A 19350-nucleotide genomic window follows, 5' to 3' on the forward strand; every position below is an offset into this window, starting at 1 on the left:
TAACTAAAAAATAAAACGGTGTATTATATTTTAGACCGTTTAATTAAATTATAAAACTGCATTTTATATTTGAATCTATTTTATTATTCACGAAGCATGTTTGTCAATGTTTAAAATTTAAAATTTCAGAAAAATCACAAAATAGTTTTCGCACTATTGTAATCCTCCTTATAATAATTCATACTCTTTGTCTAGCTTCTACAAGTTTTGTTCTTTCATTGCAGTACATCCCAAATTTTTCTAAAAAGTTTATCACATGGATGACCTATGAGTTGATTTGACACTTACGCTTACTTTATCTTTGTTAGTATTATTAGTTGCTAATGTATTTTTGTTGTTAGTTTCCTTGGTAAAATAGATTGAATAAATGGTAATCAACGCCATCCCCAAGGCATAAAGTGCAACTAACCACGATTTTCCGGCGGACCATGATAAAAGGAAAGTCGCCACTATAGGTGCCAACCCCCCAGCTAATATCGATGACAACTGATAACCAAGAGAGATCCCACTATAGCGAACATTTGCCCCAAACATCTCTGAAAAGAAAGCAGCTTGTGGACCGTACATTGCTGCGTGTCCAATAGCCAAACCTAACACAATGGCTAACCAAATCAATGGTGTTGTTTTCGTATCCAGTAACCAGAAAAAAGGAAATACGAACAAGGCTGTGAATATAGCTCCCCCCATGTAAACAGGACGACGTCCGATTTTATCAGAAAGTCGACCAAAAAGTGGAATAGCGATCACTTCCAAAATTGTAGCAATCATTACTCCGCTTACTGCTACCGATCGAGGTAATCCTAACTGAGTTGTCGTATACGTTAGGACGAACATGCTAAAGATAAAATATGTGCCACTCTCAGCAAAACGAGCACCCATTACTTGAATTAGTGCTTTTTTATGAAACTTCAACACTTCCAAAATAGGCGTCTTTGATACCTTTCTGGAATCCTTTAACTTTTGAAATTCTGGGGTTTCTGCCAACTTTAGTCGAATGAACAGACCTATGGTGACTAAAAGAATGCTAGCTAAGAAAGGTACCCTCCATCCCCAGGATAGAAATTGCCTTTCTGGCAAAGAGGAGACAATAGTAAAAACCAAAGTCGCAATAAAAAGTCCTAATGGTCCACCCATTTGTGGCCAACTTCCGTAAAGACCGCGCTTATTATGCGGGGCGTGTTCAATGGTAACTAAGATGGCCCCCCCCCACTCTCCACCAACTGCAATTCCTTGAATTAGACGCAGAGCAATCAAAAGTATTGGTGCCCATCCCCCAATCGTTTCATAAGTAGGAAGTAATCCGATTATAAATGTTGCAAATCCCATGAGCAATAGGGTGATTGCTAATATAGATTTCCGTCCAATTTTGTCACCGAAATGGCCAAAAATGATCCCTCCAACAGGTCGTGCGATAAAGCCGAGAGTAAACGTTGCAAGGGACTCAATGGTACCAATGAGTGGATCAGAACTTGGAAAAAATAAAGCTGGAAAGACAAGAGCCGCAGTTAATCCATATATATGAAAGTCATACCACTCGATTGTTGATCCAATTACGCTTGAGGTTGTTGCCTTAATTGCTTGGTTTTCTTTTTTTCCTTCTTTCAATCGTCATCACACCTTTAAGTTGTTTGTAACTCGAGTAACACCCTTCGCTTTGAATTCTTAATCAATAACCAATCCTTATAATAGAGGACATGGACGATATTTTTTCCATAATGCTTTATAGAAATATTCCATGTTCCTTAGTCTTACATCCAATCCAACTAAATCCGCTAACTCCAGTGGACTCATTGGGGCACTTTATTGATTTATCAATTTCTTCCGTCGAGGCGACACCTTCCATCAACATATTCATTGCTTCAATTGCAAAAAGACAATTTATTAATACTTGATAGGATGTCCAACGTTATTCAAAACCTCAACATCGGCATTAATGAGGATCCCACAGCGTGAAGCTTCACGATGATTTCCAATTGTCTAATCCCTATCTCAATTGATTTATTTTCCCACCCCTCGATTACGAAGATGCAGTGGTTCTTCGATGGACGCTCTGTTCATATAAGTAAGTACGTCCATTTTAATCTCAAATGAGTAATTTGTATAGGAATGTCGTAAACCAACTATTCAATGTTTTTGATATTTTGCTTTCCACCTGTGTAATTTTGCATCTATAGGGTATTCCTTCATAAAAAAAATAGGCACCTCCAATTGTTAGTTGTATGTGCCTAACAATTAGAGTGCACCTCAGATTTACCATGGGAAAAGTTACTTATTAGGAATTTGTCGAAGCCTATGGGGACTACTTATGCAAGATGGACAGGAAGTGGCTCCTATGGTGGAGCACTATTAGGAATTATGATTTACGGCGAATCAAAAGATTGGAGAAGAATGGCATGTATTGCATTAATCCTAAGTGCAACCATTGGACTAAAACTCGTTTCCTAAAAGTAGAAAAGCTGACTTTCTACCTTGATAATAAAAAGTCAGATGAATTTAATGGATTACATTCTTGTAATGGTTTCCTTAACTAGGTTGATAAATTTCTCTCTTACCATTGCAGCCACTTCAATGACTTCATCATGACTTAATGGTTGATCTAGAATCCCGCATGCCATATTGGTTAAACAGGAAATACCAAGTACTTTCAACCCTCCGTGAATCGCTACAATCGCCTCTGGGACAGTTGACATACCAACAGCATCCGCTCCTAATGTTCGAATCATACGGATCTCAGCTGGAGTTTCGTACGCTGGTCCACTCCACCAAGCATAAACGCCCTGTTGTAAAGTGATATTTTGTTCTTTTGCTACATTAGCAGCAATATTTCGTAATTCACGATTATATACTTGAGAAACATCAGGGAAACGGGTTCCTAATTCATTATTATTTGGCCCAATCAATGGATTTGTACCGACTAAATTGATATGATCCGTAATTAACATTAAATCTCCTGGGTTGAAGCTTGTATTAATAGCACCACATGCATTCGTAATGAGTAGATTCTCTACACCCAACGCCTTCATTACACGAACTGGAAAAGTGACTTCATCTAACGTAAAGCCTTCATAATAATGAAAACGTCCCTTCATCGCCACTACGGTCTTTCCCATTAGTTCCCCGATTACTAATTCGTTTGCATGGCCAATTGCTTCAGATTTTGCGAAGTGAGGAATCTCGGAATAAGGAATTGTGACAGGGTTCGCGATTTCATCTGCAAGAGTTCCTAATCCTGATCCTAAAATCATACCAATCGTTGGACGATTGCCAGTCTTACTTATGACGAAATCTCTAGCTTCTAAAATATCTTGCAGTTTATGCATTAAAAATATCTCCTTTTTCATACCAATTTATAAAAAAAGTGTAATAGATTTTGCTTACATTGTAAATAACTAAATACCAATTTGAAAAAAAGTTTATATAAACAATCTTTAAATATACTTTTAATCACTATTTATCAGGTTTCTTTTTTTCAAAATCAAAGAAAGTTCTCGTACTATCTTCTCTTATATGAATTAATCAGCTAAAATATAAAATATCCTTATTGATTTGGAGGAAGTTAATGTTCAAGCAATTTGCAGGCTTAACATCACCTAAAACAAAGAGCCTAAAACTTTTATATAGCCTAGTTCGTAAGTTAGGACCGGTCAGGATTAATACACTTACTGAAATTACTGGATACAAACTTGTGACATGTACACGGTTACTGGACGAGCTTGTTCAGGAAGGACTTATCTACGATAGTGGTATTGGGGAGTCAAGTGGAGGACGTAAACCTTTGATGTATGTCATCAAGCCTGGCGCATATTATCTAATTGGTGTTGAAATCACCAACTTATACACCACAGTGCTGCTCCTTGATTTAAAATTAGATATCGTAGACAGTGAAAAATTAAGGATGGATTCACAATGTACAGGGGAGTACACATTAAATTTTGTCTCCCGATGTGTCGATGAACTACTGTCCAAACACAATATTCAAAGAGAGAAATTGCTGGGAATGGGAATTGGCGTTCTTGATCCAATTGACAAAGAAACTGGGGTTATCATAAACCCACATCTGTTTCCTGCAGCGGGCTGGGACAACCTTAACATAGTCGACTATTTACAACAATATAATCATACTAATGTATTCATAGATAACGGAACAAATCTAGCAGCATTAGCTGAATACCGTAAAAACTATTGGAAAGAAACAGATAATTTAGTTTTCGTCTCAAGTGATATGGGAATTCGTTGCGGTACCATCTTACAAGGTAGATTGGTTCGTAATAAAATGGAGATGGATGATGCCATGGGACATATGGTAGTTGATGTACACGGACGGCGTTGCTCATGCGGCTCGTATGGTTGTCTACAAGCATATAGCAGCTTGCCAGCCATCCGTAATGAAGTGGTCCGTCGGATAAAGCGTGATCGTGTTTCTTTCCTTCAAGATAGGATTAATGATGTAGATGATATCGATTTTCATCATATTTTAAATGCTCTTGAGGAAGAAGACCCTCTTTGCCTTGAGGTAGTGAAGGATGCAGCTTATTATTTTGGCATCGGTCTTAGTAATCTAATTTTCCTTTTGCGACCGGATATAGTTGTCTGCGGAGGAACCTTAGTCCCGAAACCTCTTTTTTACGAAGTGGTCTCTGAAACAGCAAAGAATCGACTCATGCACTACCCTAAAAGTCATGTTCAGATTATAAAATCAACCGCAGCCTACAACATCGTAGCCCAGGGAGCTGGATGTATGGTACTGGATTATTTCACTGAAGAGATCCTGCTATGAAAAGTTGTTGATTGATATTTATTATGAATCGTTTTGATAATTCTGTAATGGACTCTATTTCTCGATTTTTATCTATATTTGGATAAAGAACTTGTTGTTGTTTTTTAACTTCATTTTTTTCTCTTCTTCTTCTTGCCCACGCATCGTATCAGAGTACATGAACGTATCGTTAAACTCTTCATATCCGTATCGATAAAAAATGGACACTAGCATATTTATGATAAATTTTATTAGTGTCCTTTTTTTATCATAAATGGATTAAACTTTTTGATGTCTGCAAGCTAATTCCATACAGGATGTATCGCTACGAATTGTAATCTAGTTCTCTACACCTTACCTTCCTCTCCAAATTCCTCAATCATATTTTAAGAGTTGTTTAGTTTTTAGATAATCTTCAGGTGTATCAATATCCATACCCCAAAATGTGTGATCAAATGAAAGAATTTTTGTATCGTTTTTATATTTATTTATTATTTCTTTACCACCTTGGTCACCCTCTAAATTTAGAAATTCATCATATAAGCTTTTATCAATTAAAATGGGATGACCGAAATTGCCATGATACTGGGGTCGAACAATACGTGTATCTTTACTAAACTGTTCAATCATTGATCGTATGACCAAATCAGGAACAAATGGCTGATCTGCTAAAAAAATGAAGGTGGCATCTGTACGATACTTAATATTTTCAATCCCAATTTTTAGTGAGGATGACATCCCTTTTTCATAGCTAGGGTTATAAATATATTCTACATTTAATAAATCCGAGGATTCGGTTTTAAAGGCCTGTATGTGTTGACCCGCTATTAAACAGATCGGCTGCATGTGGTTTCTTATTGCTTGTTCAAGTGGATAACGAAAAAGTGGTTTTCCTTTTAGGGGCAATAAAAGTTTAGGCTTGCCCATTCGTTTAGACAATCCAGCTGCAAGAATGATGGCCCCTAACTTAGGCATGAATCTTCATTTTCCCTTTTAGTGAATTCCCCTCACGATTGGATCGTACCGCCATCAATTCAGAAACAATACTTATTGCCACTTCTTCCATCGTTTCTGCGCCTATATCTAGACCAATAGGTGAAAAAATCTCTTTTCCAATGGTTAGGTCCTCTCCTATATTTAATATCATTTCATGTGTTCTTGATACAGGTCCTAAAACACCAATGTATTTCGGATTACTTTTTAGGGCTAGATAGAGAGCCTCTTCATCGCGACTCTGCAAATGATTCATAATAACCCACCATGCATTACTTACATTTTCTGGATTTATATTTTCCGGCAGATCAACAAGATGATGTGCAGCAGGGAAGTAACGTTCTATATTAAATTCACTACGCGGATCTAGTACAGTTACGGAAAATCCTGCTTTTGCAGCAAATTCTACTACTGGTATTGCATCCTTTCCAGCACCTGCTACTATTAATTTTTGGCTTGGACGAATTGCATCAATCACAAATTTACTCTCTTCCCATTTCACAATTTCAGCTCGCTTTTGTGATTTGAGGCTCTTTAGTGCACTTTCGTACACGTCGGAAGGAAGGTATTCACTGTCACCAATGATATCTCCATTTTTTGTTACTATTGCTTTAACCCCTGTTTGTATTTCAATAATAAAAGAAAATTCCTCTTCGTCGTTTAACAATTTGTCAGTCAACTTCCAAAATGGATCCTCCCTTTTTGCCGGAAGGATAAGAATTTCTAATGAACCTTTACAGCCAATTCCCAAACTCCAGATTTCGTTGTCACTTAGATCATAGTTTTTAATCGTCGGTGTTCCTTGTTGGAGAGCTTTTTCAGCATAACCATAAATATCACCTTCTAAGCACCCACCACTGATTGTTCCCATCATTTCAGCATCCTCTGCCATCATCATTTTTGCGCCTGGCAATCTGTATGCTGATCCATTAACACCAATTAACATAACAATAGAAGCTTTTTTATCCTTTTCCCAAACAGATTTAATCGCATTCATGATTGTACGAAATTCTTTTAATTGTGACATAATCGAGTTCCTCCCCTAGTAAATGTTACTTTATTGTAATAATATACTTTTTTGAGAATGTTTTCAATTATCTGTTAATTTTTGAGATTCCAGATTTGCTTAGTAAAAAAACAAATAAACTTTCCCTATTTCTAAGAAAAGGTTTATTTCCATAGATGCGGGTTCAATCTAATTTCTTCTTCACATTAATAGTTTGGATAATGATAGCGCTAGCGAGTAGGAGTATAATACAAAGCCACAGTGTTGATTTATAGTCTAGTGAGACACTAAATAAAAACCCTGGAATTAACGAACCAAATGCAGCTCCGAATTGGTGAAAAAAGCTTACCATTCCAAAAGCTGACCCCATTCTGTTGATTCCAAAAATTTTGGAACATACCATTGTAAAAGGGGCTATAGTTGCAATATCAGTACACCCATAAAAAAAAGCAAAAGTAAATAACAGTATAGGTTGATCCGCATTTAGCAATAGTAGTAATGCAATAATCCTAAATATAAATAAAATAGAAAGTAATTTTTTATTACTGAATCTATCAGTTATATACCCAACGGCGATTGTACCAACAATATTTGAGATTCCATATACTAGCATAGCATTGCCAACTAGAGACCTAGAATATCCCATACCTTCCCCTAGCGGAACCAAATGCGTATAAATCAAACCAACATCAGTAAATCCACATATAAAATAAGTTGTGATAATGACCCACGTGATTGGATATCGAAATATTGTAAATAAGCCATCTTTATTTGTTTTCTCCTTAATTTTTGTATCTTTTCCTTCTTCCAGCTGATCATTTATCGGATGGTCGCGAAAAAATAGGAAAAATAGTGGGATTAGAAGTAAGGCATAAACCCCGCCATAAAGGACAAAGAGCCATTTCCAGCCAATCTTTTCTATTAAATACACATTTAACGGTGTGCAAATCATCGGACCAGCTGCCATACCTACTACTACAATACTAATCATTAGTCCCTTCTTTTCCTTAAACCACCTTACGATAGCAACGGATACAGTAATGTTTGAGGCAAATCCAAATCCAATAGAGCCTATGAAACCATATAAAATTAATATATGCCAGATACTTGTTGCAAAATATGAGCCTAACAAGCAAAAACTTATTAGAACCATGCTATAGGTTAAAACTTTACGTGGCCCTATTTTATCTGCAAGTCTACCGGCAACTACAAGGCTAATACCGTAAATAAAAAGACTAAAGAAAGATACGATACTTACCGATACTCGACTAACTGAAAAGTATTCTTCCCATGGGGTAACAAAGGTTCCAAAAGTGCCACGGATTCCCACGGCTGCAAACATAGCAGTAAAAGAGAGGGCCACGATAATATATCCATAATAAAATCTGGGTTTACTTTCTACCACGGTAAGAGCAGCCTTTCCCATATATTCACCCCTTTCCTGCCTGCTTATCTTTATTCTTTTCAATAAAATTTGCAATTAAGGCTCCTCCTGCTAACGCCCATACAGGTGCACTAATATAAAATACACTTATGTTTGACATGGCAATAACAAAGGTAAATGTAACACTCATTATCATGTTTGGCTGCGAAAAACTTAGATTTAGGCTGGAACCCAAAACGCCAATTAGAGCAAATCCTGCAAGCATTGACACAAAATCACCCGGTAAGGATTTAATAAGAGGCACCATCCACCAGGCAAAAATACCGAACAATAAGATAATAACTCCTGATACTATAGCCGCTATATACCTTTTTTCTTTCAAACCTGTTTCCTCTCCTGAGCAAATAGCTGTCATCATTCCCGCAACATTTGCAGACTGACCGCCAAATAAGTTTGCAAAGAGAGAAAATATTCCACTTAACGTAACAATTCTATTAATGGGAGGCTTATACTTGTTTTGTTCCAATGCGCCGATTCCTGGTGCCGCGTCATTGCTCAGGATTAATAAGGCCAAAGGCACTGAAACGGTAAAAACGTTTAAAAGATGAAATTCTGGCAGTTGTAATTGTGGCACCACAAAACCAATTGTACTTTCCGCTGCTGAATCAAAATTATAGGTCAGAAACAAAACGAAGAATCCAGAAAAAACGGCCGCTATCACCGGCGGGACTCGTAATTTCCACTTTGAAAACAATAAATATGTGAGCAAAGCGGTTCCCCCAATCAGAGGCAGGTGTTGTACAGAAACAATTAATCTCACAACATAGCTCGTAATGATTCCTGCCATCATCGCTGCGATAATTTGCTTTGGAACATATTTCATAAATTTAGAGAATAACCCGAGAATCCCGACGAAAAAGATTAATAGACTTGATATAATATAGCTGCCAATTAATTGATTGTAAGGTACCTGCGAAGTGATGGTAGCTAAGAAAGCAACTCCTGTGATGGAGTGGGCACCCACAATGGGAATCCGATGGTATATTGGAAGGACAATACTAAAAAGCCCTCCAAAAAAATAGACGGAAAACATCCAAAAAATTGTTTGAGCATCTGAAAAACTGCCATTTGCTGCTGCTTCTAAAATAATCACGGGCGGACCAGTGACTGCCAGTAATCCAGAAACAATACCTGACGAAAGATTCTGGGGATGAATCGATGCTGTTGATTGTTGTAATGAAGGTATATTTAGCGGATGTAGACCACCCTTCCTCATTCTATGTACCCCCCAACATTTTAAATAACAAAGAGGCAAATTCAATATCTGCCTCTTTGTTTATTATTTTTTCACTATTCAGAAATTTCTATTCAAGAAAATCTGCAGTGAAAAACTCATTTTGTTTCCATTCGCCATCTTTAACTTCCATTAAAGCATAGGAAGATAATACATTTCCGTGTTGGTCAAAGTCAATGGGACCAGAGGCACCTTGATAGTCAATATCGTTTCCTGCACGCAGTTCCTTAAGTCCCTCTTCAAAGGTCGTAACTACCTTGCCCGGAGGGTTCGTGACTTCACGGATTTTTTCATTAATCGCACTGCCGCTTGCTTCACCTGCTGCTTCCATAGCTAAAGCAGAAGCAATTAATAAGTCATACGTATTGGCATTATAGTATCCGCCAGATGGTTTAGCATTAAACTTGGCCTGGTAGTCCTTGTTGAATCGCTTGAAGCCTTCATTATTTTCATCTTCCATTGGAATTATGGTCTTAATTCCTTCAGCGATATCCTTTCCAATAACATCAATAAATTCTTGTACAGCAACGTCTGGTGTTACATACCATTCCCAATTATAACCTCTTTGCTTTGCTGATTTAAAAATCGTAGGTGCTGTGTCAATCGCACCAGAATAATATACTAATTTTGGATTCACATCGGCAATCTTTTTCAATTCACCATTGTACGTATTCTGGCCAGTATTAAAGGTTACCTCTGCTAGAATCTTACCGCCCAAACTTTCATACGTTTCTCTAAATCTCTCAACATCACTTTGGGCACCTTCGTAATTTCCTACCATAACAGCTATTTCTTTAATACCGCTCTCAATCAATACTTTTGCACGAACCTCTCCAATCGTTGAATCCGATGCCGCTGTTCGGAATGCAAAATTCCCGCCAATTTCATCAAGTTCTGTTGAGCCTGCAAAAGCGGACATGATCGGCACTTTTGATTTTGGCGCTTCTTTTAATAAAGCAAGCATAGATTCGGTTTCAGGTCCAATGGCTGCAACAGCCTTATCTGCATTGACCAGCTTTTGATACCCTTTAATAGAGCCTTCAACAGTAGAAGCTGTATCTACGTCGATAATATTAATTTTCTTTCCGTCTAGGATTCCACCTGCTGCGTTAATTTCATCTTTTGCCAATAAAATAGAATTGATATTCTCTTTTGTAAACGCTCCAAGCCAGCCAGTAAGCCCTGATAAAAATCCAACGCTAATATCACCATCACTGCTTGAGCCACTAGTACCTGAACTTCCTGTAGAACTTGCGCATCCAGTCATAACGGTCAGCGCAGTACAAATTGATATAGCAGCCATCGATACTTTCTTCATTTCTTTCTCCCCCTTAGTGACCCAAGAATAATTCTTCGAAATTTTCTTCTTCCAAAAATTGTTTTCCAGTCCGTTCCATTTTAATGATTCCAGAGTCCATTAAATAAACACGATCAGCATGCTTTAATACTTCTTTTGGATTTTCCTCAACGACCCATATTACAGTTGTGCCTTTATCACGAATTTCAACAATCATTGCGATTAACCCTTGAATAATTTGAGGAGCTAATCCAGTTATCGGTTCATCTAGGAGAAGAAATTTAGGGTTCACAATCAATGCACTTGCTAAAGCCAACATCTGTCTTTCTCCGCCGCTTAACGTTCCCGCTTTCTGATTAATCCGTTCTTTTAGGCGGGGAAACATCTCAAACATCTCATCTATTTTTTTCTTAGGCTTTTTAAGTGTGTATGCACCCATTTCAAGATTCTCAAAAACAGTTAATTCCGCAAAGACATTTTTTCGCTGTGGAACATATCCTAAGCCCATCTTTGAAATATCACTTGGGGATACATTGTCAATCCGCTTCCCTTGAAAAGAAATCGAACCGCTCATCACAGGAAGCAAACCGCTAATGGTATGCATTAAGGTTGTTTTCCCGGCACCATTAGAACCAATAATCCCCACCATCTCCCCCTGATTTACATGGAGACTGAGTCCATGTAAAATGGGGATTTTTCCATAACCCGAAACAACATCTTTTACTTCAAGAAATCTCATTTTAACTCGCCCCCAAGTATACAGATTTAACCTTTTCATTATTGGAAATTTCTTCTGGAGTACCTGACGCGATTAGCTCTCCATTTGCAAGACAATAGATCCGATCACATATCCGATAGATAAAACCTAGATTATGGTCAATAACAAGAAAAGTCATTCCTTCACTTCTAAGTCTTAAGATATGTTGTACCATTTTATCAAGCATGATTGGATTTACACCTGATGCAGGTTCATCCAACAGCATGATTTTTGGATTTGCCATTAACTGGCGGCATAATTCCAGCAATTTCAATTCTGCGGCACTTAAATTTTCAGCAAGTTCATTTCGTTTTTCATATAAATTAAATTGCCGGAGCAGCCCGCAAACTTTATCATAATGTTCTTGCTCTGTGCGGGTAATTTTCTTCTTTTTATAAAAAATAGAAAACAATCCTTCGCTATCATTAGAGGGTACTACCATTAAGTTTTCTAACAAACTTAATTTTGAAAAGCCTACTGGAGTCTGAAAAGTCCTTAATAGCCCTTTTCCCACTACGGCCTCGGGAGTTGAAGTATCAATTTTTTCATCCAAGAAGGAGATTTCACCCGAATTTGAAGGCAGAAATAAACTAATCATATTAAAAAGGGTTGTTTTTCCTGCTCCATTAGGACCGATTAGTCCAACAATTTCCCCTTTATTAACCTCCAACGTTACATTTTTAACGGCCTGAACGCCGCCAAAGTTTTTACTCAGCTCCTTGACTTGCAGCATTTTTCCCTACTCCCTTCGGTTCAAGGATTAACGAATTATCATGGAACTTAAAAAGCTTTTCAACTGATTTAAACTTTTCAGCGATTAATCCCTGTGGAAGGAAGCGTAGTACAAGTATCAACATCATCCCGGAGACAAATTGCCTTAATCCTGCTAATACGACACTATATTCAGCTGGTACTGGGATAAAGCGTGTCGCTTCTTGAACCAGAATGAGTACGAATGCACCAATAACAGCTCCACGATTATTTCCGATCCCGCCCAATACAAGTGCTGTCCAGACTGTAAAGGTTATAGCGGAGGTAAACATATTCGGTGCGATGATAGACATGTACCAAACATAAAAGCATCCAACTAATCCAATCATGGAACTACTTAAAACAAACACTTTTAACTTTGTGGCAAATATTTTCTTTCCTATCGATTGCGTTACTATTTCATTTTCACGAATAGCCCGCATATAACGGCCCATTGGAGAATCGGCCAGCCTTTGGGCAAAGAAATAATATATGGCCAAACTTAGCAGCACTAATCCTGTGAAAAATAGCATGTAATTTGCACCAGGGATGAATTCCTGAAATGGTTTATCTAGGCCAAAAAATCCGATGTTTCCATTTGTTAACCACTCTTCATTTGAAGCAAATATTCTAATGATTTCAGCAAACGCAAATGTTGTAATTAGAAGATATTCACTCTGTAAACGAAGTGAGGTATAGCCAATAAATAAACTTAATAATCCTGTGATGATGACAGAACCAATAACACCCGCAATCATTGGAAGCCCAAGTCCCTCAGGCGCATCGATTGTAAGCAATGTATAGGAATAAGCACCCACTGCGAAATAACCGACAACCCCTAGATCCCAAAGCCCCAGTAGTCCACCATTGATATTTAATGCCACCGCAAGCATGGCATAAATTCCACCTAATGCTATGAGCCCTGATAAAAAAACTAGAATCTCCATTTAATGAGCACCACCCTTTGACAGTCCTTGAGGACGAATTAAAAGGACAAGAATGACAATAACAAATGCTATTGCTGTTCTGTATGACGTAGGGACTATCATCGTGCTAACATCCATACTCAATCCGATAATTAATGCAGCAAGCATGGTTCCGTATAAATTGCCCATTCCTCCTACGATAACCACCGACATAATGATTAAAATTTGATGCCAGCCTAACTCCATGTTTAAAGTACCAGTCATGGCAAGAAGGATCCCAGCCAGACCTGCTAATCCTGATGAGATCAGCCAAACATAATTTGATAGCTTCTTAGAATTAATTCCCCTTATTTGTGCTAAATCACGATTTTCAGCCATTGCTCTGAAACCTTTGCCGTTTTTTGTTTTTGTTAAAATATAATGAAGGAAAGAAACACACGCTAACGAGATGAGGATAATAAACAATTCCTGATAGGAGAGAATCTGACTGCCAAACACTTCAATCATATTGCTAGTCTCTAGTCCAAATGTTCTGATTTGCGGACCAACAATCGCCTGAACGATCCCGTAGATTACCCAAGAAAGACCTATGGAAGTGAATAGTAATACTAGAATTCCATTTTTCCGTACAGGAAAATAGAATACCTTAGCTAATAAAAGCCCTAACACAGCTGTAGCGATGACAGACAGAATCATTGCCAAGGCAAATGGAAAGTTGAGTACGCTTTTAAAAAGATAGGCCATATACGCACCGATCAAAAGCATTTGACCATGTGCTATATTTAAGAAATTTTCTGTTTTCCAAACCATCGAAAAACCAATGGAAGCAATGATTAAGATACAACCAGTAATGATTCCATATATAACGTATTCCATCTTCAGCCTCCCTCTACTTTCTGTATACATGGTTTATTCTATTTAATGGTCAAGGGTCAGATCCTTTAATAAGGTTATTCTCACCCTTGATTTGTTTTTTTTATTATCACTGTGCTTATGTTGTTTTACTGTTAAAAAAATTCTAAAAAGCTTTCTGATTTTGCTTATTTTAATACACTTTCTGCATTTTCCGCTTCTTCTATTAAACTTCTTAATTTATTAGGGCTAATTGGAAGAGAGTTGATTTCTATTTTTAATGGTCTCATTGCATCACAAACAGCATTGGCAATCGCTGCTGGCGGGCTGATGGCACCACCTTCTCCCACTCCCTTAATCCCAATCGGGTTGTGAGGGGAGAGAAACTCTTGGTGACCCATTTCAACTTCAGGGACCTCCATGGCAGTTGGGATTAAATAGTCCATATAAGTTCCCGTCACCAATTGACCGTTTTTATCGTAAATAATTTCTTCATAAAGAGCACCGCCAATCCCCTGTGCCACTCCACCTTGAATTTGACCATCAACGATCTTAGGATTAATGACCCGGCCACAATCATGAACGACAATATAACGCAAGATATCGACAAATCCTGTTTCCTTGTCTACCTCCACAACTGCTACGTGAAAGCCAGAAGAAAATGTTACGGTTGGTGGTACAAAGTAATAGGTTGCACTCGCGCCTGGCTCGATTCCTTTTGGAACCTTGCAGCGAGGGCCAGGTTTAGCTGCCTGAGCAATTTCCTGTAATGTAACAAATTGGGAAGGCGAATGTTTTAAATATACTTTACCGCTATGCATTTCCAATTCATCGATTGTAACTCCAAGCATTTCCCCTGCAATTAATAGGAATTTTTCTCTTAATTGTTTGGAAGCACCATGAACCGCTGATCCTGCCGTAACAGCGCCCCTGCTGGCAAATGTTCCCACACCATATGGAAGCAGACTTGTATCTCCTGCCCGTACCGATACTTGCTCTGGATTTACGCCGAACACATCGGCACAAATTTGAGAGAGAGTGGTTTCATGACTTTGACCGTGTGGACTAGAGCCAACACCAACCAAAATATGTCCGGTTGAGTCAACTTTAACTGCAGCACCTTCAAATGGACCAATACCTGTTCCTTCAATGTAAGACGAAAAACCAATTCCAATATTTTTGTTATTTTTCCTTGTTTCTTCTTGTTGTTGACGGAATTCCTCATATCCGGCTATTTTCATCGCTTGCTGTAAAGATTTTACGTAGTCGCCATTTTCAAGTACCATATTCGCTCCATCGCGGTAAAAAATACCTGTTTCATACGGCATTTGTTCAGGACGTACGAAATTTCTCATTGATACTTCCACTGGATCAAGATTTAACTTGTCAGCTATCATATAAATGATTCGGTCCATAACATAAACGGCCTCGGGCCTCCCTGCCCCACGATAAGGTACGTTAGGTGTCTTATTTGTTAAAACGATTCGGCCAGTAATATCATAATTTGGAATATGATACATCCCCCGCAAGTGGGCTGCTGAGTTATAGGCACAACATAACGCAAATGAGTTATGTGCTCCATTATCTAAGAGGAACTGATCTTTCAATCCAAGAATGGTTCCATCATTTCTAAAAGCAACTTCAACATCATGTACCTGATCACGGGAATGTCTGGTACTCTGCATATGCTCAAGACGATCTTCAATCCACTTAACTGGACGTTTGTATTTCATCGCTAGATAAGGAATAATAATTTCCTCTGGATAGACCGCACATTTCGGACCGAATCCGCCGCCAACATCTGGGGCAACAACACGAATATTGCCTTCGACCAATCCAACTAGCTTTGAAAGATAGGACCTAACCATAAATGGTACTTGAGTAGATGACCAAACATCGAGTTGTTGATTGCGTTCTTGGTACTCGGCAATTACGCCCCTTGTCTCCAGCGGATTTCCCGATACCCTCGGAGTTTTTATTCTTGTTTTTAAAATGTGATTTGCCTGGCTAAAAGCATGGTCAATATTTCCAACCTTTACCTCAAAATGCGATTGGATATTATTCCCCAGATGTGGATGGATAACGGGGGCGTCGTCCTTTATCGTTTCGTAAGGGTCCGTAACCACAGGCAAAGGCTCATAGCTGACTTTAATCAATCCCAGTGCATCCTCGGCAATATAGCGATCTTCGGCTAAAACGATGGCAACCGCTTGACCGACAAAGGTTACTTTATGCTGCGCTAACATCGGTTCAGGGTTTTGCTTAATTATTGGTTTGATATCAGCTTCTAGCTGTGGAGGCAAGGTGAATTCTACGAATTCAGTGAAAGGTTTTACATTTCCCTCTAAATCATCCGAGATAATGACATCCAGGACGCCCTCATGATTTTTCGCTTGCGAAACATCAATATTTTTTATCCTTGCATGAGCATAAGGGCTCCTCAGGATGGCTGCTTCGACCATATTTTCTATTCGAATATCAGCTACAAACTTTCCAGAACCAGTAAGCAGCCGATGATCCTCTTTTCTTTTTACATTTTGCCCAACAAATTGTTTCACGCTCGGGTCCCTCCTTTGGTTAACATTTGAGTACGTATGCCTCTTTCACAGCTTTAATAATATTGCTGTATCCCGTACAACGGCAAAGGTTACCAGAGATTGCTTCGCGGATTTCATCATCTGTTGGCAGGTCCGGATGAGTTTCCATGAAGTTTTTTACAGACATTAGAAAACCTGGAGTACAAAATCCACATTGTAAGGCATGATTATTAGCAAATGCTTGTTGGATGGGATGGAAGGTACCATCTTCTTCTGCAAGTGATTCCACGGTCTCAACTTCTAAACCATCAGCCTGAACAGCAAGCATTAAGCAGGATCGGACAGGCTCACCATTTAGTAATACCGTACACGCTCCACAAACACCGTGTTCACAACCTACATGAGTTCCAGTCAGACCAAGTTTATCCCGTAAAAAATCTGATAACAGCCATCTTGATTCAATCTCTTTTTCAATTACTTTCCCATTCACTTTAATTTTGACGTTAGAATAGCTCATACGATTACTCCTCCCCAAGCCCGTTCAATCGCTTTATTTAATGCCCTTTCTAGCAATACGCCTGTTAAATATCGACGGTATTCCTTGGAACCATGTATATCTCCCTCAGGATCCAATTCATCTAGTTGAAGGACAGCAGCTTCTTTGAGAATGGAATCGTTAGGCTTCTTTCCTATTAAAAACTCCTCGGTTGCTTCCGGGATAAAAGGAACCGAATTTGCACCACCTAGAGCGATTTTTGCATCAACTATCGTTCCATTATGATTAAGCTCTATAACGGATGCTACCTCTACTAAAGCGAAATCCCCATGCCTTCTAGCGACCTCTTCAAACGCGAATCCACTTCCCTGCTTGATTTTCGGAAAGCGAATTTCCTTTATAAGCTGATTTGGCTCCAGGGTCGTTAATAAATAACTTAGAAAAAATTCCTCAGGTGATAAGGTCATTTCCTCCTCACTTGAAACAACAACGATTTCGCCTCTTAAGGCGGTTAACATACATGGCAGTTCAGCTGAGGGATCAGCATGTGCGATACTTCCGCCAATGGTTCCCCTCGATCTAATTTGATTATGTCCTACCCAGCGAATTCCTTCAGTCAGAAGCGGGCATTTTTCCTGAACCAATGCTGACTTTTCAACATCCACATGACGAGTCATCCCGCCGATTACAAGGGCATCTTCTTCTTCTCTAATTCCTTTCAATTCTGCAACTCTGCCAATATCTATTATGTAGCCAGGAGTCGAAAGCCTCATGTTTAATAACGGAATTAAACTTTGGCCTCCAGACATGATCTTGGCATCTTCTCCATATTCAGCAAGCATATCAAGAGCTTCTCGGAGATTATTGGGTCTTAGATAGGAGAACTTTGGGGGCTTCATTAAGATGACCTCCTTTTACTAGGTTCATTTTTTCAATTAATATTTTCCTGATAATAAGCTTCCAGCATTAGGGACGAAAGTATCTAGCTCCAATTGCTTTAATATCTTATAGACAGTTGAAGTGGCAGCGGTCAATACTGGCAGTCCCAACTCATCTTCGACCTTTTGGACTGATGGAAGAGATGGCATTTGTACACATGCAGAAAGAACGACCGCATCAGCACCTTGAATATTTAGCTTTTTTGCAATCTCTGGAAGATTATTTGGATTTAATCTCCCAACTTCTAAATTGTCCGGGACCTCGAGACTGATTGAATCAATCACTTCGATTCCACTTTGTTCCAAATAGTCAATTACCATTTGAGTTAAAGGTTTCATGTATGGGGTAATAATCGAGACTTTCTTTGCATTTATGGTTTTTATACCCTCCACTAATGCCCCAGCACTGCTGATTACCGGGGTTGCTCCTCCGTTTTCAACTGTTGCACCGTACAACCTATTTTCCGATTTTATATGGTAGCCCGCTCCCTGACACATGATGGCAACAAGACACGCATAAGCAAGCACATCGCAGCGTGCATCAGATAATTCAACCGCACATCTGTCACTTTCCACATCCATTTTTGATAATTCCTCTTTTGAAACATGCTTCATTCTCATTCTGCTGGAGTGAAAGGTAAAAGAGGCTTCAGAAGATTCTTTCATTTTCGCATGAAGCATGGCAGGAATCTCAGTTTCCATTGTTGTATTAGAGCTTGGGACAATTAATCCTACACGATAATGTCTTGTCATTCTTTTTAAAACCACCTTTAATTTAGTTTAAATAGATTTGCTTTTACGGAGATCCAACTAACTATAAATGCTATATTCGAAGAGTATTATTCCATGTTAATGGCAGAATCTACAGGAGATTCTATTGATGCTGATTTAACCGCTTTTTGAATATCTTTAAAAAACTTTCCGGCTAAAAATTTTGCCACCCCGCCAAGAACTCGGTTTCCGACACTTGCAATGGTACCGCCTATTTCCGCGTCACAGTTCCATTCAAGTCTAGATCCGTCATCTGTCTCAAATAATCGGCAATGCATTTTTGCTTCTACATGACCAGGAGTTCCACTTCCAGAGGCATGAAGAATATAATAATTTGGTTTATCTACACCTTCTATTTTTACTTTTCCTACATATTCTCCCTTGACTGCAGCCACTCCCAATTTTAAAACTACATCGTATTCACCACTTTCTTTTAAGACCAATTCATGACAGCCAGGAATGACCTTTTTCAAAATTCCTTCATCTAGTAGTGAATTCCATAACTGATTTACATCCATTGAAAATTTAGCTTCTCCTTCAAGATTCATCTATTCAAACACCCCTTGTAATCTAGTAATAATGCTCAAGATTAG

General features: G+C 38.6%; 18 protein-coding genes and 2 pseudogenes. 2 read left to right on the top strand and 18 right to left on the bottom strand.

What is annotated here, in order from left to right; translation table 11 throughout:
• Positions 1-252: 252 nt before the first annotated feature.
• Both QNH48_RS17795 and QNH48_RS17800 read right to left on the bottom strand, forming a co-directional pair.
• Positions 253-1605: an MFS transporter gene (locus tag QNH48_RS17795; RefSeq protein WP_283951380.1), complete on the bottom strand. Its 1353-nt coding sequence runs from the start codon at positions 1603-1605 to the stop codon at positions 253-255.
• A gap of 78 nt (positions 1606-1683) precedes the next feature.
• Positions 1684-1882 (bottom strand): annotated as a pseudogene (locus tag QNH48_RS17800) (3-hydroxyacyl-CoA dehydrogenase family protein); the annotation flags it as partial.
• Between the two features lie 407 nt (positions 1883-2289).
• Here QNH48_RS17800 and QNH48_RS17805 point away from each other — a divergent pair.
• Positions 2290-2445: pseudogene (locus tag QNH48_RS17805) on the top strand (DMT family transporter); the annotation flags it as partial.
• 56 nt (positions 2446-2501) lie between these two features.
• Here the strand turns inward: QNH48_RS17805 and QNH48_RS17810 are convergent.
• Complete coding sequence (locus tag QNH48_RS17810) at positions 2502-3320, bottom strand: purine-nucleoside phosphorylase (protein ID WP_283951381.1); 819 nt, start codon at positions 3318-3320, stop codon at positions 2502-2504.
• A gap of 239 nt (positions 3321-3559) precedes the next feature.
• Between QNH48_RS17810 and QNH48_RS17815 the strand changes: the two genes are divergently transcribed.
• Positions 3560-4777, top strand: a complete 1218-nt coding sequence (locus QNH48_RS17815; protein WP_283951382.1) for an ROK family protein — start codon at positions 3560-3562, stop codon at positions 4775-4777.
• A gap of 72 nt (positions 4778-4849) precedes the next feature.
• Here QNH48_RS17815 and QNH48_RS17820 read toward each other — a convergent pair whose 3' ends face one another.
• The 15 genes from QNH48_RS17820 to QNH48_RS17890 form a co-directional block, all read right to left on the bottom strand.
• The gene (locus QNH48_RS17820; protein WP_283951383.1) at positions 4850-4984 is read right to left on the bottom strand and encodes a hypothetical protein; all 135 of its coding nucleotides are present in this window, start codon (positions 4982-4984) and stop codon (positions 4850-4852) included.
• A gap of 147 nt (positions 4985-5131) precedes the next feature.
• On the bottom strand, positions 5132-5731 hold the full coding sequence (locus QNH48_RS17825) for a nucleotidyltransferase family protein (protein ID WP_283951384.1): 600 nt from the start codon (positions 5729-5731) through the stop codon (positions 5132-5134).
• A complete protein-coding gene (locus QNH48_RS17830) occupies positions 5724-6776 on the bottom strand; it encodes an XdhC family protein (protein WP_283951385.1) in 1053 nt (350 codons plus the stop codon). Before QNH48_RS17830 ends, QNH48_RS17825 begins: the two co-directional genes overlap by 8 nt.
• A gap of 163 nt (positions 6777-6939) precedes the next feature.
• Positions 6940-8235, bottom strand: a complete 1296-nt coding sequence (locus tag QNH48_RS17835; protein WP_283951386.1) for an MFS transporter — start codon at positions 8233-8235, stop codon at positions 6940-6942.
• Positions 8186-9415, bottom strand: coding sequence for a benzoate/H(+) symporter BenE family transporter (locus tag QNH48_RS17840; RefSeq protein WP_283951387.1), 1230 nt, complete (start codon positions 9413-9415; stop codon positions 8186-8188). The genes QNH48_RS17835 and QNH48_RS17840 overlap by 50 nt, the downstream gene beginning before the upstream one ends.
• A gap of 88 nt (positions 9416-9503) precedes the next feature.
• Positions 9504-10751 (bottom strand): ABC transporter substrate-binding protein, encoded by a 1248-nt coding sequence (locus QNH48_RS17845; RefSeq protein ID WP_283951388.1) that lies wholly within the window; start codon positions 10749-10751, stop codon positions 9504-9506.
• A 13-nt stretch (positions 10752-10764) separates the two neighbouring features.
• Entirely contained in the window at positions 10765-11469 is a 705-nt protein-coding gene (locus QNH48_RS17850) for an ABC transporter ATP-binding protein (protein WP_283951389.1), read from the bottom strand.
• 1 nt (position 11470) lies between these two features.
• Entirely contained in the window at positions 11471-12220 is a 750-nt protein-coding gene (locus QNH48_RS17855) for an ABC transporter ATP-binding protein (protein WP_283951390.1), read from the bottom strand.
• Positions 12195-13184, bottom strand: a complete 990-nt coding sequence (locus QNH48_RS17860; RefSeq protein WP_283951391.1) for a branched-chain amino acid ABC transporter permease — start codon at positions 13182-13184, stop codon at positions 12195-12197. The genes QNH48_RS17855 and QNH48_RS17860 overlap by 26 nt, the downstream gene beginning before the upstream one ends.
• Positions 13185-14039: a branched-chain amino acid ABC transporter permease gene (locus QNH48_RS17865; RefSeq protein WP_283951392.1), complete on the bottom strand. Its 855-nt coding sequence runs from the start codon at positions 14037-14039 to the stop codon at positions 13185-13187.
• A gap of 164 nt (positions 14040-14203) precedes the next feature.
• Positions 14204-16573, bottom strand: a complete 2370-nt coding sequence (locus QNH48_RS17870) for a xanthine dehydrogenase family protein molybdopterin-binding subunit (protein WP_283951393.1) — start codon at positions 16571-16573, stop codon at positions 14204-14206.
• 19 nt (positions 16574-16592) lie between these two features.
• Positions 16593-17069 (bottom strand): (2Fe-2S)-binding protein, encoded by a 477-nt coding sequence (locus QNH48_RS17875; protein ID WP_283951394.1) that lies wholly within the window; start codon positions 17067-17069, stop codon positions 16593-16595.
• Positions 17066-17947 carry an FAD binding domain-containing protein gene (locus QNH48_RS17880; RefSeq protein ID WP_283951395.1) on the bottom strand — a complete coding sequence of 294 codons (882 nt, stop codon included), beginning with the start codon at positions 17945-17947 and terminating at the stop codon, positions 17066-17068. The genes QNH48_RS17875 and QNH48_RS17880 overlap by 4 nt, the downstream gene beginning before the upstream one ends.
• Positions 17948-17983: 36 nt before the next feature.
• On the bottom strand, positions 17984-18739 hold the full coding sequence (locus QNH48_RS17885) for a maleate cis-trans isomerase family protein (protein WP_283951396.1): 756 nt from the start codon (positions 18737-18739) through the stop codon (positions 17984-17986).
• A gap of 86 nt (positions 18740-18825) precedes the next feature.
• On the bottom strand, positions 18826-19305 hold the full coding sequence (locus tag QNH48_RS17890) for an SRPBCC family protein (protein ID WP_283951397.1): 480 nt from the start codon (positions 19303-19305) through the stop codon (positions 18826-18828).
• Positions 19306-19350 lie beyond the last annotated feature (45 nt).

The sequence above is a fragment of the Neobacillus sp. YX16 genome, from assembly GCF_030123505.1.
In the GTDB taxonomy this organism is placed as follows: domain Bacteria; phylum Bacillota; class Bacilli; order Bacillales; family Cytobacillaceae; genus Neobacillus.